Source organism: Pseudomonadota bacterium (genome assembly GCA_016195085.1).
In the GTDB taxonomy this organism is placed as follows: domain Bacteria; phylum Pseudomonadota; class Alphaproteobacteria; order SHVZ01; family SHVZ01; genus JACQAG01.
The window spans coordinates 1-15,335 of sequence record JACQAG010000052.1; the positions used below are offsets into that span (position 1 = coordinate 1).

The window sequence follows — 15,335 nt, forward strand, 5'->3', positions numbered from 1 at the left end:
CCTTGGCGGCGAGCGCGGCGCGGATCGCCAGGATGCCGGAGTGATAGTAGGTGCCGTCGCCCAGATTGGCGAACACGTGCGCCGTTTCGGTGAACGGCGCCTGGCCGATCCAGGCGGCGCCCTCGCCGCCCATCTGGCTGAAGGTCTCGGTGTTGCGGTCCATCCACAGCGCCATGTAATGGCAGCCGATGCCGGCCAAGGCCCGGCTTCCGTCGGGCACCTTGGTCGAGGTGTTGTGCGGGCAGCCGGAGCAGAAATAGGGCGTGCGCTTGAACGCCGCCTTCGGCTCCGCCAGCGCCTTCTCCTTGGCTTCGAGGAAAGCCAAGCGCCGCTGGATCCGCTCGCTCGTGTAGAAGCGGCCGATGCGGCCGGCGATCACCCGGGCGATGCCGGCCGGCGTCAGCTCGTCGGCCGAGGGCAGGATCCAGTTGCGCTCCTCGTCGAACTTGCCGATGACCCGCGGCCGCACATCCTCCTTCCAATTGTAGAGCTGCTCCTTCAATTGGTTCTCGATGACGGCGCGCTTCTCCTCCACCACCAGGATCTCTTCCAAGCCTTCGGCGAAGTGGCGGACACCCTCGCGCTCCAAGGGCCAGACCATGGCAACCTTGTAGACGGTAAGGCCGATCTCGGCCGCGTGCGCATCGTCGATGCCGAGATCTTCCAAGGCCTGGCGCACGTCGAGATAGGACTTGCCGGTGGTGACGATGCCGAAGCGGCGCTGCGGGCTGTCGATGACCACGCGATCGAGATGGTTGGCGCGGGCAAAGGCCAGTGCGGCATAGAGCTTGTAGCGATGCAGCCGGTATTCCTGCTCCAACGGCGTGTCCGGCCAGCGGATGTTGAGGCCGCCCGGCGGCAGCTCGAAATCCTGGGGCAGCAGGATCTTGACCCGCTCGGGGTCGACCGCGACCGAGGCCGAGCTGTCGGCGGTCTCGGCGATGGTCTTGAGCGCGATCCAGCAGCCGGAATAGCGGCTCATGGCGATGCCGTAGAGACCGTAGTCGATGATCTCCTGCACGCCGGCCGGGTTCAGCACGGGAATCGAGGCATCGGTGAAGGCGTATTCCGATTGGTGCGCCAGGGTCGAGGACTTGCAGGCATGATCGTCGCCGGCCAGCGCCAAGACGCCGCCATGGCGCGAGGTGCCGGCGGAGTTCGCATGCTTGAAGACGTCGCCCGAGCGATCGACCCCGGGACCCTTGCCGTACCAGATGCCGAAGACGCCATCGACCTTCGCACCTTCGGCGAGATTGACCTGCTGGCTGCCCCACACGGCGGTTGCCGCCATGTCCTCGTTCACGCCGGGGGTGAAGCGGATGTTATTCGCCTCGAGGAAGCGCTTTGCCTTCCAGAGCTGCTGGTCGAAGCCGCCGAGCGGCGAGCCGCGATAGCCGGAAATGAAACAGCCGGTCTTGAGACCGGCCGCCGCGTCCAGTTGGCGTTGCAGGATCGGCAGGCGAACCAGCGCCTGCACGCCGGTAAGGTAAATTCGGCCGCTCTCGATTGTGTATTTGTCGTCGAGGCTGACCGCGGCGAGGGCCATCTCTGGTGCCTTTTCCAAAGCCGTTTTTAAGTCCGCTGAGCCTAACAGAACTTAGAGATGGGAGGGGGGCCTGGCAACGCACAAGCCCCGGAGCTTCCTCGAAACGCAAGGAAGCATCGAGGCTCCGGCACCGGCCGGGGCGGCATTGCCTTGGCGTGGGTGGCGGGTGATGTTTTCTTTCCCGTCGTTCCCCCGTGCGTTCGGCGCGGTTACACCTTATACCGGCCCTAGATTCCTCACCCTCTCGAGCCCTCCATGACCGTGCTCCTGACCGGCGCCGCCGGGTTCATCGGCTACCACGTCGCCATGGCGCTTTTGGCCCGGGGCGATTCCGTGGTCGGAATCGACAATCTCAATCCCTATTACGATCCGGCCTTGAAGCGCGCCCGGCTCGCCCGGCTCGAGGGCCAGCCCGGCTTCGCCTTCCACGAGATGAGCATCGCCGACCGCTTGACCTTCGGCGCCTTCGCCGCCATCCGCCGCGACGTCAACCAGGTCGTGCATCTGGCGGCCCAGGCGGGCGTGCGCCATTCCCTCGAGCAGCCCTTCGACTACGCCGATGCCAATCTGCAGGGCCACCTGGCCGTGCTCGAGCTCAGCCGGCGGCTGCCGCGGCTGGATCACCTCGTCTATGCGTCCTCCTCCTCGGTCTATGGCGCCAACGACAAGCTGCCCTTCTCCACCAAGGATCGCACCGACCGGCCGATCTCGCTCTATGGCGCCACCAAGAAGGCAGGCGAGATGATGACGGCCTCCTACAGCCACCTCTACCGGCTGAAGGCGACGGGCTTGCGCTTCTTCACCGTCTACGGACCCTGGGGCCGGCCGGACATGTCGGCCTGGCTCTTTACCCGGGCGATCCTCGAGGGGCGGCCGATCCCTGTCTTCAATCGCGGCGACATGCGCCGCGACTTCACCTACATCGACGATATCGTCGCCGGCGTGCTGGCCGCCCTCGATCGCCCGCCCGAAGATGACGGCAAGGAGCCGCCGCATCGGCTCTACAATCTCGGCAATAGCCGCAGCGAGGAGCTCTTGCGCTTCATCCAGCTCATCGAGGCGGCGGTCGGCAGACAAGCGATCCTCGATCATCGGCCGATTCAGCCTGGCGACGTCAAGGATACCTTCGCCGATATCAAAGCCTCTCGCCGGGATCTCGGCTTCGAGCCCAAGACCACGATCGACGACGGCGTTCCGCGCTTCGTCGCCTGGTACCGTGACTATCACCGGCTCTAGGGCGGTAAATCTGCCGGAGGCGAAGAGGATGGCGCTCAAGAACACCGCGGAGAGCTATGGCTCTGTCAGCAAGTGGGTGCATTGGCTGGCGGCCGCCATGGTGCTCGCTATGTATCTCCTGGCGCTTGCCTTCACCAATATGGAGGAGGGCGCGGCGCAGAAGTCCCTCGTCACCATCCACCAGTCGGTCGGCCTCATCATCCTCGCCGTGGCGGTGTTCCGGGTGCTGTGGCGCCGGAGCGATCCGCGGCCGCCATTGCCTGACGACATGCCGCGTCCGGAGCGTCTGGTGGCCCGAAGCGTGCAGGCATTCCTCTATCTGGCGCTGTTGATCCTGCCGGTGACCGGCTATGTCTTCGCCAACGCCTTCGGCGACGAGGTGAGCTTCTTCGGCCTCGCCATGCCGCGGCTCCTGGAAAAGCACATCCCCATCCGCAACACCGCCTGGTTCTTCCACCAATGGACGGCCTATCTCATGCTGGCCGCGCTGGCGCTCCACCTGGGCGGTGCGCTCTACCACCATTTCGTGCGGCGCGATGCGGTGCTGAAGCGGATGCTGCCGCGAGGGGGCGCAGATTAGCGATGAACAGACCCTCACCCTCCCGCTAGCGCGGGTCCCTCCCTCTCCCGCGATGCGGGCGAGGGGCTATGAGCGGCGTTGCTTTAGGCCCCTCTCCCGCACCGCGGGAGAGGGTGCCGACCCTGAGCTTGTCGAAGGGGAGGCGGGTGAGGGTCGTATACGCCGCTAACGCCCCTCATAGAGCGCATCCAGCCTTGCCCCGTGCACTTTGCGGATCTCGTGGCGGCGGATCTTGAGGGTGGGTGTGAGCATGGCGTTGTCCTGGGTGAAGGCGTTCGCGGTGATGACGAACTGGCGCACCCGCTCGATCGAGGAGAGCCGCAGGTTCACCCGTTCGATCGCCTGTGACATCGCCTGGCGGAAATTGTCGTCCTCGACCAATGACGCCAGATCCAGCGCGCGGCCTTGGCCCGCGGCCCATTCGCCGGCCCACTCCTTGTCCGGCACGATCAAGGCGGAGAGATAGGGCCGGCGGTCGCCCACCACCATGGCCTGGGCGATCTCCGGCTGCAGGGTCAAGAAGCCCTCGATCTTCTGCGGGCTCACATTGTCGCCGCCGGAGACGACGATGATGTCGCGCTTGCGGTCGGTGATCTCGATATAGCCGTCCGCATCGATGCGGCCGATGTCGGCGGTGTAGAGCCAGCCGTCGCGAATGGTGCGCTGGGTTGCCTCGGGATCGCCCCAATAGCCCTGCATCAACAGCTCGCCCTTGACCAGGATCTCGCCGTCCTCGCCCCGCTTCACCTCCACTCCCTTCAAGGGCGGTCCGACCGTGTGCAGCTTGATCCGGGACGGCCGGTTGCAGCTGATCACCGGTGCGGCCTCGGTCTGCCCATAACCTTGCAGCAGGCGCACGCCAAGGGCGATGAAGAACACCCCCACCTCGTAGTTGAGCGGCGCGCCGCCGGAGACGAAGGCCTTGAGCCTGCCGCCGAAGCGCCGGCGCACCTTGCGTCGAACCAGGAGGTCGAGCAGGCGGTCGAGGAGGCGCTCCGGGAGCGTGAGGCTGCCGGGCTCTTCATAGGCCTTGCGCCCGAGCGCCAGCGTGCGCTCGAACAAGAGCCGCTTCAGCGGGCTTGCCCGTTCGACGCCCTTGGTGATGCGGCCATGCAGCACCTCGTAGAGGCGCGGCACCGCGGTGATGATGGTGGCGCGCGCCTCGAGGAAGTTCTGCGCCAGCGCGTCCGCACCCTCGGCGTAGTAGATCTCCGCGCCGATCGAGATCGGGAAGAACTGCCCGCCGGAATGCTCGTAGGCGTGGCTCAACGGCAGAAACGACAGGAACACCTCGCGCCCGAGGCCGAGCTCGGCCAGCACGTCGGCCGCTCCCATGCAATTGCAGATGATGGCGCCGTGGCTCAGCATCACACCCTTGGGCGCGCCGCCGGTGCCCGAGGTGTAGATGAGGCAGGCGATGTCGGAGCGCGCCCGCTGGGCGGCGACCGCGCGCACGTCATCGACCTGCCCCGCACCTTCCTCGAGCATGTCTTGCCAGAGATAGCACCGGAGCTCCTGCTCGCTTCCGGGCGGCAAGGATTCGATCGAGACCAGAAACTCGACCGAGGGTGCCCGCGAGGCCGCCGGCAAGAGCCGCTCGGCCAGCTTGCTGCTGGACACGATCACCGCCTTGGCGCCGCTGCTGTCGAGGATGTAGCGGTGATCGTCGGCGGTGTTGGTGGTGTAGGCGGGCACGCTGATGGCGCCGGCGGCCATGATCGCCACGTCGGCGATGAGCCATTCCGGCCGGTTCTCGGAAACCAGCGCCACCCGGTCGCCGGGCCCGATGCCCCTGGCGCGGAGAGCGCGGGAAAGCCGGCTCGCCGCTTCGGCCACCTCAGCCCAGCTCAGCTTCCGCCACTTGCCCTCGAGCTTCCGCCACAGGAACGGCCGGCGGCCCTTCCTCTCGGCCTGCTCGAAGAACATCAAAGGCAGATTGCGGATCTCGGTGTAGTCCATGATCCTCCCGCCCCACCCCCCTCATCGGCCAGTCGATGGCTGGCCTTGTTTGTCGGAGCCGCGCCGCAGAGATATAAGGCACGAAGGGACCCGGAGATAGACATGGCGAGAGCGAAACCGGCGGAACGACCGCAGGCAGCGCTCGGGCGCTTGCCCGAGTGGGATTTGCGCGACCTCTACCCGAGCCCGGATTCGCCCGAGCTCGCCCGCGACCTCGATGGCGCGGAGCGTGCCGCCAAGGCCTTTCGCGAAGCGTGGGCCGGGCGGCTGGCGGCTGCTTCGGGAGGCGATCTCGCCCGGGCGATCGCCGACTATGAGCGCATCGACGAGACCCTGGCACGCGCCAGTAGCTACGCGCAGCTCCTGCATGCGAAGGACGTCGCCAATCCCGAGATCGGCAAGTTCTATCAGTCGGTGCAGGAACGCACCAACAGCATTGCCTCCGAACTGTTGTTCTTCACCCTCGAGCTCAATCGGCTGGAAGAGGCCGAGCTGCAGACAAAGCTGGCCGACGCCAAGCTCGGCCGCTATCGGCCCTGGCTGCGCGACATCCGGGTCTTTCGCGACCACCAGCTCAAAGAGGAGATGGAACGGCTGCTGCACGAGAAGCAGGTGGCCGGACGATCGGCATGGACGCGGCTCTACGACGAGACCATGGCCGCACTCCGCTTCCCCTTGGGCAAACAGGCGCTCACCATCGCCGAGATCCTGAACCGGCTCAGCTCCAAGAACGCCCGCACCCGCCGCCAAGCGGCAGAATCCCTGGGCCGAGTTCTGGAGGAGAATCTCCGGCTGTTCTCTCTCATCACCAACACGCTTGCCAAGGACAAGGAGATCGAGGACCGCTGGCGCCACTATCCCAACCCCATGGCCCAGCGCAACAAGGTGAACCAGGTCGAGGACGCGGTGGTGGCGGCCCTCATCGAGGCGGTCAAAGACGCCTACGCGCCGTTGTCGCACCGCTACTACCGCATCAAGGCGAAGTGGTTCGGCAAGGACCAGCTCGACTATTGGGACCGGAATGCGCCCTTGCCCGAGGATGCCGACCGCCTCGTGCCGTGGGCCGAGGCGGAGACGACCGTGCTCGCGGCCTATCGCCGGTTCTCGCCGCGCCTGGCCGAAATCGGCCAGCGCTTCTTCCAGGGCGACTGGATCGATGCGCCGGCCAAGCCCGGCAAGGCGTCGGGCGCGTTCGCCCATCCGACCGTGCCCAGCGCGCACCCCTATCTCCTCCTCAACTACCAAGGCCGCACCCGCGACGTCATGACCTTGGCCCATGAGCTGGGCCATGGGGTGCATCAGGTGCTGGCAGCGAAGCAGGGCCACCTCATGGCCGACACGCCCTTGACCTTGGCCGAGACCGCCTCGGTCTTCGGCGAGATGCTGACCTTCCGGGCGCTGCTGGAGGCGGAAAAGAAGCCGAAACGGCGCCGCGTGCTCATCGCCGGTAAGGTCGAGGACATGCTGAACACGGTCGTGCGCCAGGTCGCCTTGCACGAGTTCGAGTTCCGGGTCCATGGCGAGCGCCCCAAGGGCGAGCTCACGCCCGAACGGCTCTCGGAGATATGGCTCGACGTGCAGCAGGAGAGCCTAGGCCCGGCGATCCGGTTCGATCATTCCTATCGGAGCTATTGGGCCTACATCCCGCATTTCGTGCACACGCCCTTCTACGTCTACGCCTATGCCTTCGGCGATTGCCTGGTGAACTCGCTCTACGCCGTCTACCAGGACGCCGAACAGGGCTTCGCCGAGCGCTATCTCGACATGCTGGCGGCCGGTGGCACGCATCGGCACCAGGAGCTCTTGGCCCCCTTCGGGCTCAATGCCAGCGATCCCGCCTTCTGGCGCCGGGGACTCAAGGTCATCGAGACATTCGTGGACGAGCTCGAGGCCAGCACGTGAGCCTTGGTCGGCACCGAAACGCGGCGCGGCCTCCCCTCACCCGCTCGCTCGCGCTCGCGACCTCTCCCCCTGGAGAGGTGAAGAAGGGTGCTGACTTCCTACTCCCTCTCCCGCGGGGAGAGGGCTGGGGTGAGGGGAGGCCGCGCCACGATTCGAGGCTTCCAGCAAGCCCGCCGGAATCTTAATGAGCGACGACGAGAACAGCCTCGGGGGCCGGGTGCGCCGCTATGCCAGGGTGGGTGCGGCGGTCGGCGGCCTGGCCGCGCGTCTCGCCGGTGCCCGCTATCTCGGCTTCCGGCTCGACCGCGACCAGCACGCAGCCGAGCTGCGCGCCGCCTTGGGCGGCCTCAAGGGGCCCTTGATGAAGGTGGCGCAGCTTCTCTCGACGATCCCCGGCGCCTTGCCCAGCGCCTATGCCGACGAGCTCTCCCAGCTGCAATCGGATGCGCCGTCGATGGGTTGGCCCTTCGTGCGCCGGCGCATGGCGGGCGAGCTGGGTTTGGATTGGCAGAAGCGGTTCCGCTCCTTCTCCCATGAAGCGGCCGCCGCGGCATCCTTGGGCCAGGTGCATCGCGCGATCGCCGCCGATGGGCGGGACGTCGCCTGCAAGCTGCAATATCCCGACATGAACTCGATCGTGGAGGCGGATCTGGGGCAGCTGAAGCTGGTCTTCGCCGTCTTCGAGCGCTACGACCGGGCGGTCACCACCTCCCATATCCATGCCGAGATCTCCGAGCGGCTGCGCGAGGAGCTGGATTACGCCCGCGAGCTTCGGCACATGCTGCTCTATCGCCGCATGCTGGCGGCCGAGACGGGGGTCGTCGTGCCGGAGCCCGCACCGGAGCTGTCGACGCGGCGTCTCATCACCATGAGCTGGCTGGACGGCGTCAAGCTGACCCAGGTCATCGACACCACGCCCATCGAGCGCCGCAACCGCGTCGCCTACAACATGTTCCGCGCCTGGTATGTGCCCTTCTACTACTACGGCGTGATCCACGGCGATCCGCATCTCGGCAACTACACCCTTCGCGCCGACGATGGCGTCAACCTCTTGGATTTCGGCTGCATCCGGGTCTTCCGTCCGAGCTTCGTTGCCGGCGTGATCGATCTCTACCGCGCGCTCGAGCGGGGCGACATCGACTTGGCCGTGCACGCCTACGAGACCTGGGGCTTCCGCGGCCTCTCGCGCGAGGTGATCGAGGTCCTCAATCTCTGGGCCCGGTTCGTCTATTCGCCGCTCCTGGAAGACCGCGCCCGGCGCATCCAGGAGAAGGAGGATGGCGTCTATGGCCGCGAGGCCGCCGAGAAGGTGCATGGCGAGCTCAGGCGTCTGGGCGGGGTAACCCCGCCTCGGGAGTTCGTGCTGATGGACCGGGCCGCCATCGGCTTGGGCTCGGTCTTCCTCAGGCTCAAGGCCGAGATCAACTGGCATCGGCTCTTCCATGAGCTGATCGCCGATTTCGATCCGAAGCGGCTGGGTAAGCGCCAGGCGGCCGCGCTCAAGGCCGTGGGGCTGCCGCCCGCCGCCTGAGCCGGGCTCCTTGCCTAGTTTTCGCGCGCGACCGGCGCAACTGCCCAGAAATTGTGCAATTCAGCCATGGCTCGGCCCCGGCCGAAGCGGCCGGCCAAGCAGGTCACCCGCGGAAACTCCATGCCCGCCGCCTTCTCTCTGGGTTGGCATGGATCTTGTTCCTCCTGCTGCGCTGCAGCGTGGGCGGCGGCGGCCGTGGGGGATCCTCGGCCGCCATCGGGCCTAGCCCTCGCGCGCGGCTTGGCAGTTTGAACGTGGCCGGAGATGCCGCGAGAGGGATGGGGTGACAGCAATGACGACTAAGCACGGAAAAACTCTGGGTCTCGCAGCCCTCCTATGGGCCGCGGCACCGGTTTCGGCCTTCGCCGCCGATCCGCCGAAGATCGATTCCGGCGACACGGCCTGGATGCTGACCTCGGTGGCCCTGGTCCTGATGATGACGATACCGGGGCTCGCCTTATTCTACGGCGGCATGGTGCGCAAGAAGAACGTGCTGGACACGGTGATGCAGAGCTTCGCCATCACCTGCCTCGTCACCATCTTGTGGATGATCGTCAACTACAGCGCCGCCTTCACCGCCGGCACGCCGTTCTTGGGGGGCTTCAGCCGCGCCTTCCTCCAGGGTGTCGCCAGCGACATCGCGGCCAACTCGAAGTCGGTTCCCTCGGTCAACTCGCTGGCGCCGACCATCCCCGAGATGGTCTATATGTGCTTCCAGCTCACCTTCGCCATCATCACGCCGGCGCTCATCTGCGGCGCGTTTGCCGAGCGGATGAAGTTCTCGGCGATGCTGTGGTTCATGGCGCTGTGGGCGACCCTCGTCTATGCGCCGATCGCCCACTGGGTGTGGGGTCCGGACGGCATCTTCAACAGCGGCAACGATGCCGCCTGGGTGCACGTGCTGGATTTCGCCGGCGGCACCGTGGTGCATGTCAATGCCGGCGTCGCCGGCCTGGTGACGGCGCTGGTCCTGGGCAAGCGCAAGGGCCTCGGCACCGAGAACATGGCGCCGCACAACCTCGTCTACACCATGATCGGCGCCTCATTGCTCTGGGTCGGCTGGTTCGGCTTCAACGCCGGCTCGGCGACGAGCGCCGGCCTGCAGGCCGGGATGGCGATGACCGTGACCCAGATCGCGACCGCGGCCGCCGGGCTCTCCTGGATGTTCGCGGAATGGGCGATCAAGGGTAAGCCGAGCCTGCTCGGCATCTGCTCGGGAGCGGTCGCCGGCCTGGTTGCGATCACGCCCGCCTCGGGCTTCGTCGGACCGTTCGGCGCCTTGGTCATCGGCACCGTCGCCGGTCTCGTCTGCTACTGGGGTGCGGTGTCGCTCAAATCGATGTTCGGCTATGACGACGCGCTCGATGCCTTCGGCGTGCACGCGGTCGGCGGCGCGGCCGGGGCGCTTTTGACCGGCGTCTTCGCCATCAACGAGTATGGCGGCACCTCCGGCCTCATCGAAGGCAATGGCGTCCAGGTGCTCTACCAGGCGATCGGCATCGTCACCGTGGTGGTCTACGACGCGATCGCCACGCTCATCATCCTCAAGGTGATCGACGCGGTCATCGGCCTCAGGGTCGATCTCGATGTCGAACGCGACGGGCTCGATCTCAACCTGCATGGCGAGGTCGTGCCCTAAGGTCCGGGGGCGTTCGTGCCTCCAGGGTGGGAGGAGGCGGCCGGTTTGGCCGCCTCTTCTGCTTGCGGGGTGGGGAGAAATCGCTTCGGCCTTCACAAAAGCGGCGATGCAAGGCATTGTGGCGCCCGCTGAACCGGGGGCCGTGGGCTGATGAAACTTGCCGTTGCCAAGGAAAGCCGGGCGCATGAGGCGCGGGTCGCCGCTACACCCGACTCGGTCAAGAAGCTGATCCAGCTCGGCCTCGAGGTGGTGGTGGAGACCGGCGCCGGTGCCGCCGCCTCCTTCCTCGACGAAGCCTACCGCCAAGCCGGAGCCCAGATCGCCCAGAGCCAGGAAGCGGCCTTCGCCGAGGCCGACATCGTCATCAAGGTGCAGCGGCCGCTCGGCCCCTCCGAGGAGCCGAACGAGCTCGCCCGCATCAAGGAGGGCGCCACCCTTATCGGCCTCTTGGCCCCTCATGCCGACAAGGCGCTCATCCAGGCCTATGCCGATCGCAAGCTCTCCGCCTTCGCCCTCGAGCTCTTGCCGCGCATCACCCGCGCCCAGAGCATGGACGTCTTGTCGTCGCAATCGAACCTCGCCGGCTACAAGGCAGTCATCGACGCGGCGGCGGAGTTCGGCCGCATCTTCCCGATGATGATGACGGCGGCGGGAACGGTGCCGCCGACCCGGGTCCTGGTCATGGGGGTGGGCGTGGCCGGCCTGCAGGCGATCGCCACCGCCAGGCGCTTGGGCGCCATCGTGTCCGCCACCGACGTCCGGCCGGCGACCAAGGAGCAGGTGCAGAGCCTGGGCGCCACCTTCGTTGCGGTCGAGGATGAGGAGTTCCTGCAGGCGCAGACCGCCGGCGGCTATGCCAAGGAGATGAGCGCCGCCTACAAGACGAAGCAGGCCGCCCTCATCGCCGAGACCATCAAGAAGCAGGACATCGTCATCTGCACCGCACTCATCCCCGGCCGTCCGGCGCCGGTGCTGGTGAGCGAGGACATGGTGAAGACGATGAAGCCGGGCTCGGTCATCGTCGATCTCGCGGTCGAGCAGGGCGGCAATTGCCCCTTGTCGGAGTTCGGCCGGATCGTGGTCAAGCACGGGGTCAAGCTCGTCGGCCACGCCAATATGCCGAGCCGGGTCGCGGTCGATGCGAGCCAGCTCTACGCCCGCAACGTCACCACCTTCCTCGGGCTCATCGTCGACAAGGAAACGAAGGCGCTCAAGCTCGACAAGAACGACGAGATCATCAAGGCAACGCTGCTGACCGAGGGCGGCCTCGTGGTCCACCCCTCGCTCGCGGGCTGAGAGGAGCCATGGATCCGGAAAAATTCGTCGACCGGGCGGCCCAGCTCGCGACCTCCGCGCGCGCCCTTGCCGACCAGGCCAGCCAGCTGGCCCAGGACGCAACCGGGATCGCGCTCAAGGCCGGCGAGGCGCAGGGCCTCGATCCGACGATCATGGGCTTGACCGTCTTCGTGCTCGCCTGCTTCGTCGGCTACTACGTCGTTTGGCGGGTGACGCCGGCCTTGCACTCGCCCTTGATGAGCGTCACCAACGCCGTCTCCTCGGTCATCGTCGTGGGCGCCTTGATCGCCGCCGGGCCGGCCGGGTACGACTTCTCGAAGATCATGGGCTTCTTCGCCGTGATCCTCGCCTCGGTCAACATCTTCGGCGGCTTCATCGTCACGCAGCGCATGCTGCAGATGTTCAAGAAGAAGAAGTAGGCAGGCGACATACGAGATGAGCGTCAACCTCGCTGCTCTCTGCTATCTCGTAGCCAGCGTCTGCTTCATCATGGCGTTGCGCGGTCTGTCTTCGCCGGAGACCGCCCGCAACGGCAATATGTTCGGCGTCGGCGGCATGCTGATCGCGATCGCCACCACCTTGGCGCTGCCGAGCGTGGTGAGCTACCCGCTGATCGCGGTCGCCATCCTCATCGGCGGGGCGATCGGCACGGTGATCGCGCTTCGCATCCAGATGACGGCGCTCCCCCAGCTCGTGGCCGCCTTCCACAGCCTGGTTGGTCTCGCCGCCGTATTCGTGGCGGCAGCCGCCTTCTATCAGCCCGAGGCCTACGGCATCGGCACCCGCGGCCACATCCATATCAACAGCCTCATCGAGATGAGCCTCGGCACCGCCATCGGCGCCATCACCTTCACCGGCTCCATCGTCGCCTTCGCCAAGCTGCAGGCGCTCATCACCGGCAAGCCTCTGGTCTTCCCGCTCCAGCATCCGTTGAACGCGGCCCTCGGCATCGGCGTCGTCCTCCTCATCGTCTGGCTGTGCATCGGCCAGTCGACCGGGGCGTTCTGGCTCATCGCCCTCTTCGCCTTCGCGCTCGGCTTCCTGTTGATCCTGCCGATCGGCGGCGCCGACATGCCGGTCGTCATCTCGATGCTGAACAGCTATTCCGGCTGGGCCGCTGCCGGCATCGGCTTCACCTTGCACAACAACCTCCTGATCGTGACCGGCGCCTTGGTCGGCTCGTCCGGCGCCATCCTCAGCTACATCATGTGCAAGGGGATGAACCGCTCGATCTTCAACGTGATCCTCGGCGGCTTCGGCGGCGAGGTGGCAGGCCCGGCGGCCGGCGCCGCCGGCGGCGACCGCACGGTACGCACGGGTGCGGGCGAGGATGCGGCCTTCATCCTCAAGAACGCCGCCTCGGTCATCGTCGTGCCGGGCTACGGCATGGCGGTCGCCCAGGCCCAGCACGCGCTCCGCGAGATGGCGGACATCTTGAAGAAGGAGGGCGTCAGCGTGCGCTACGCCATCCACCCGGTGGCCGGCCGCATGCCGGGGCACATGAACGTGCTGCTGGCGGAGGCGAACGTGCCCTATGACGAGGTCTTCGAGCTGGAGGAGATCAACCGCGACTTCGCCACCTGCGATGTGGTGTACGTGATCGGCGCCAACGACGTGACCAACCCGGCGGCGAAGACCGACCCCAAGAGCCCGATCTACGGCATGCCGATCCTGGATGTGGAGAAGGCGAAGACCGTGCTCTTCGTCAAGCGCTCGATGGCATCGGGCTATGCCGGCGTGGAGAACGAGCTCTTTTACCGCCCGAACACCATGATGCTGTTCGGCGACGCCAAGAAGATGACCGAGGATCTGGTCAAGTCGCTGGCGTAGGTCGCTCGGCGTTCGCCCTTCTTCACCTCTCCAGGGGGAGAGGTCGCGAGCGTAAGCGAGCGGGTGAGGGGAGGCGCCGCGACAGCGTGGCATTGCCGGTTGGCACGCGGCGATCGAGCGCGGCGACGCTGCCCCTCACCCCAGCCCTCTCCCCAAGGGGGCTTTGCACATAATCACCCAGTTGCCCAATTAATCCCATGGCTGCACAAAAAGTCTGATCCTTAAGGTTCTTCACTGGGTTCGCTTGGCTTGATCGGCATATAAATATTTAGCAACAACAAAAGAGATATTTTTGAACCCAGATACTGAATGTAAGAATGGTCTGCCACAAAGCTATTGGAAGGCACTACGGCAGCTAGCCGAGCCATTCGAACTTATGAAATTCACACTGATATATGATGGCGACCTCCCGTCATCCGGCAATAAGTCGAAGCCGCTGATGGCTAGTCGCATTCGCAATGATTTTCATGACCAAATCGCGGACCTATGGGAAAGCCATGTGGTGTTCCGTGGGCTTGCGCGCACCGCGCGCGTCTTGGCCAAGCCTTCACAGGAATATGGCTTAGTCGGATTTCGTACCGTCGATCTGCCCGCCTACAATGAACCAGTCCCGCCCGTTGAGCCTGGATATGTCGATCTATGCGCGTCAATCCCGGTCCCAAACGTTGGTAATTTTATCCCACTAGTCCGAAACTCCCTCAATCTCGCATGCAGTGTGGATATCCTATTTCTGCGACATGAGGAGCCAATGTCGCTGATGAAAAATGGTGGCGATTTGGATGGACGGATCGCAACCCTCTTCGATGCTCTACGAATGCCAGAACCGAAACATAAGTATGTTGGTGACGTACCGACAGCAGACCCGCTTTACGTCGTGTTGGAAGATGACGTGCTGATTTCGGATCTATCGATCAAGACCGGCCGTCTATTGGGTGACAGGACAAAGAAGCCGCACACGGTAAGGCTGACAGTCGATGTGACGATCAAGGTACTTCGCGTTACCAATGAAAACCAGTGTCTGATCGGCGGCTAGCCATGGCTGATTACTATCCTGGTCATCATGTCTTCAGAGGCGATCTCATAGGGGTGAAGGACGGGGTATCGACCGGAATCTGTTTGCAACGGAAGGATGACGGTTCGACATTCTTCCTGATTTACGAAGGCCCAACATCCATCAGGTTCTATCTGGACGAAAAGGCAACCAAAATCCTGGTGACACAACTACAATAACTTTGCTAGCACACTAGAATGCTTTCTTCTTGCCTTTGCAATGTGTTCCGTAAATTAACTCCAAACCTCTTAATATTCTATGGTCATCAGCTTGTCTAGGTGCGGCTTGGTTCCCAAAGATCATCTTGAATGACCCAGCTTCTGTTAGGATAACCTGTCGATCAAAGTTCACGCGAAACGGACCTTCTGGGTCATATTCTATCTTAACGTTTCTAGGATCGACATCATTCAATTTTAAGATCGTTTCTTCTTTATCAAGTTGTGCCATATCACCCGATATCCAAAACGTCGACAGTGCATATACACAGTTTTTCTTGTCTTTTGCCCACCAGAAATGGCGAATACTCCCTTCATCTTCTCCCGTTGAAATATAGTTTAACACCTGTGCGACAATGTCTTCTTGGTCTCTGCCCTGGTAAAAGCGTTCAGCCTCGGCTTTTGTTTCGTAAGCGGTGCTTTTCCCCCACCCGTGAGGCGATAGCCGGTCTGTGAGAATCTCTAGCCCTTTGTGGGTAGGGCATAGGGACTATGACGGACACGGGTGACGATCCTAGGACTAAGGCCGCGCCGGCGCGGCGCGTTGAGA

At 64.6% G+C, this 15,335-nt stretch carries 12 protein-coding genes; 9 read left to right on the forward strand and 3 right to left on the reverse strand.

What is annotated here, in order from left to right; genetic code table 11:
* The coding region (locus HY058_15510; protein ID MBI3498704.1) for an indolepyruvate ferredoxin oxidoreductase family protein at positions 1 to 1,546 on the reverse strand (1,546 nt) is incomplete at its 3' end.
* Between the two features lie 255 nt (positions 1,547 to 1,801).
* Here HY058_15510 and HY058_15515 point away from each other — a divergent pair.
* A complete protein-coding gene (locus tag HY058_15515) occupies positions 1,802 to 2,782 on the forward strand; it encodes an NAD-dependent epimerase/dehydratase family protein (protein ID MBI3498705.1) in 981 nt (326 codons plus the stop codon).
* A gap of 28 nt (positions 2,783 to 2,810) precedes the next feature.
* The gene (locus HY058_15520) at positions 2,811 to 3,362 is read left to right on the forward strand and encodes a cytochrome b (GenBank protein MBI3498706.1); all 552 of its coding nucleotides are present in this window, start codon (positions 2,811 to 2,813) and stop codon (positions 3,360 to 3,362) included.
* A gap of 165 nt (positions 3,363 to 3,527) precedes the next feature.
* On the opposite strand, the gene HY058_15525 is transcribed toward HY058_15520, so the two are convergent.
* On the reverse strand, positions 3,528 to 5,321 hold the full coding sequence (locus HY058_15525; GenBank protein MBI3498707.1) for a long-chain fatty acid--CoA ligase: 1,794 nt from the start codon (positions 5,319 to 5,321) through the stop codon (positions 3,528 to 3,530).
* Between the two features lie 102 nt (positions 5,322 to 5,423).
* Here HY058_15525 and HY058_15530 point away from each other — a divergent pair, with 102 nt between their 5' ends.
* From HY058_15530 to HY058_15560, 7 genes are all read left to right on the forward strand, one after another.
* On the forward strand, positions 5,424 to 7,223 hold the full coding sequence (locus HY058_15530) for a M3 family oligoendopeptidase (protein MBI3498708.1): 1,800 nt from the start codon (positions 5,424 to 5,426) through the stop codon (positions 7,221 to 7,223).
* A 184-nt stretch (positions 7,224 to 7,407) separates the two neighbouring features.
* Positions 7,408 to 8,754 (forward strand): AarF/ABC1/UbiB kinase family protein, encoded by a 1,347-nt coding sequence (locus HY058_15535; GenBank protein ID MBI3498709.1) that lies wholly within the window; start codon positions 7,408 to 7,410, stop codon positions 8,752 to 8,754.
* Positions 8,755 to 9,046: 292 nt separating this feature from the next.
* On the forward strand, positions 9,047 to 10,393 hold the full coding sequence (locus tag HY058_15540) for an ammonium transporter (protein ID MBI3498710.1): 1,347 nt from the start codon (positions 9,047 to 9,049) through the stop codon (positions 10,391 to 10,393).
* A 150-nt stretch (positions 10,394 to 10,543) separates the two neighbouring features.
* Positions 10,544 to 11,689, forward strand: coding sequence for a Re/Si-specific NAD(P)(+) transhydrogenase subunit alpha (locus HY058_15545; GenBank protein ID MBI3498711.1), 1,146 nt, complete (start codon positions 10,544 to 10,546; stop codon positions 11,687 to 11,689).
* An 8-nt stretch (positions 11,690 to 11,697) separates the two neighbouring features.
* Positions 11,698 to 12,108 (forward strand): NAD(P) transhydrogenase subunit alpha, encoded by a 411-nt coding sequence (locus tag HY058_15550; GenBank protein ID MBI3498712.1) that lies wholly within the window; start codon positions 11,698 to 11,700, stop codon positions 12,106 to 12,108.
* A 16-nt stretch (positions 12,109 to 12,124) separates the two neighbouring features.
* On the forward strand, positions 12,125 to 13,519 hold the full coding sequence (locus tag HY058_15555) for an NAD(P)(+) transhydrogenase (Re/Si-specific) subunit beta (protein ID MBI3498713.1): 1,395 nt from the start codon (positions 12,125 to 12,127) through the stop codon (positions 13,517 to 13,519).
* A 439-nt stretch (positions 13,520 to 13,958) separates the two neighbouring features.
* The gene (locus HY058_15560) at positions 13,959 to 14,552 is read left to right on the forward strand and encodes a hypothetical protein (protein MBI3498714.1); all 594 of its coding nucleotides are present in this window, start codon (positions 13,959 to 13,961) and stop codon (positions 14,550 to 14,552) included.
* 210 nt (positions 14,553 to 14,762) lie between these two features.
* Here the strand turns inward: HY058_15560 and HY058_15565 are convergent, their stop codons facing one another.
* Positions 14,763 to 15,131 (reverse strand): hypothetical protein, encoded by a 369-nt coding sequence (locus HY058_15565; GenBank protein MBI3498715.1) that lies wholly within the window; start codon positions 15,129 to 15,131, stop codon positions 14,763 to 14,765.
* Positions 15,132 to 15,335 lie beyond the last annotated feature (204 nt).

What these genes read in the sequence shown, in the direction of transcription:
- HY058_15515 (MBI3498705.1), top strand. Translation starts at nt 1,802, where the DNA reads ATGACCGTGCTCCTGACCGGCGCCGCCGGGTTCATCGGCTACCACGTC.
- HY058_15520 (MBI3498706.1), top strand. Translation starts at nt 2,811, where the DNA reads ATGGCGCTCAAGAACACCGCGGAGAGCTATGGCTCTGTCAGCAAGTGG.
- HY058_15525 (MBI3498707.1), bottom strand. Translation starts at nt 5,321, where the DNA reads ATGGACTACACCGAGATCCGCAATCTGCCTTTGATGTTCTTCGAGCAG.
- HY058_15530 (MBI3498708.1), top strand. Translation starts at nt 5,424, where the DNA reads ATGGCGAGAGCGAAACCGGCGGAACGACCGCAGGCAGCGCTCGGGCGC.
- HY058_15535 (MBI3498709.1), top strand. Translation starts at nt 7,408, where the DNA reads ATGAGCGACGACGAGAACAGCCTCGGGGGCCGGGTGCGCCGCTATGCC.
- HY058_15540 (MBI3498710.1), top strand. Translation starts at nt 9,047, where the DNA reads ATGACGACTAAGCACGGAAAAACTCTGGGTCTCGCAGCCCTCCTATGG.
- HY058_15545 (MBI3498711.1), top strand. Translation starts at nt 10,544, where the DNA reads ATGAAACTTGCCGTTGCCAAGGAAAGCCGGGCGCATGAGGCGCGGGTC.
- HY058_15550 (MBI3498712.1), top strand. Translation starts at nt 11,698, where the DNA reads ATGGATCCGGAAAAATTCGTCGACCGGGCGGCCCAGCTCGCGACCTCC.
- HY058_15555 (MBI3498713.1), top strand. Translation starts at nt 12,125, where the DNA reads ATGAGCGTCAACCTCGCTGCTCTCTGCTATCTCGTAGCCAGCGTCTGC.
- HY058_15560 (MBI3498714.1), top strand. Translation starts at nt 13,959, where the DNA reads ATGGCTAGTCGCATTCGCAATGATTTTCATGACCAAATCGCGGACCTA.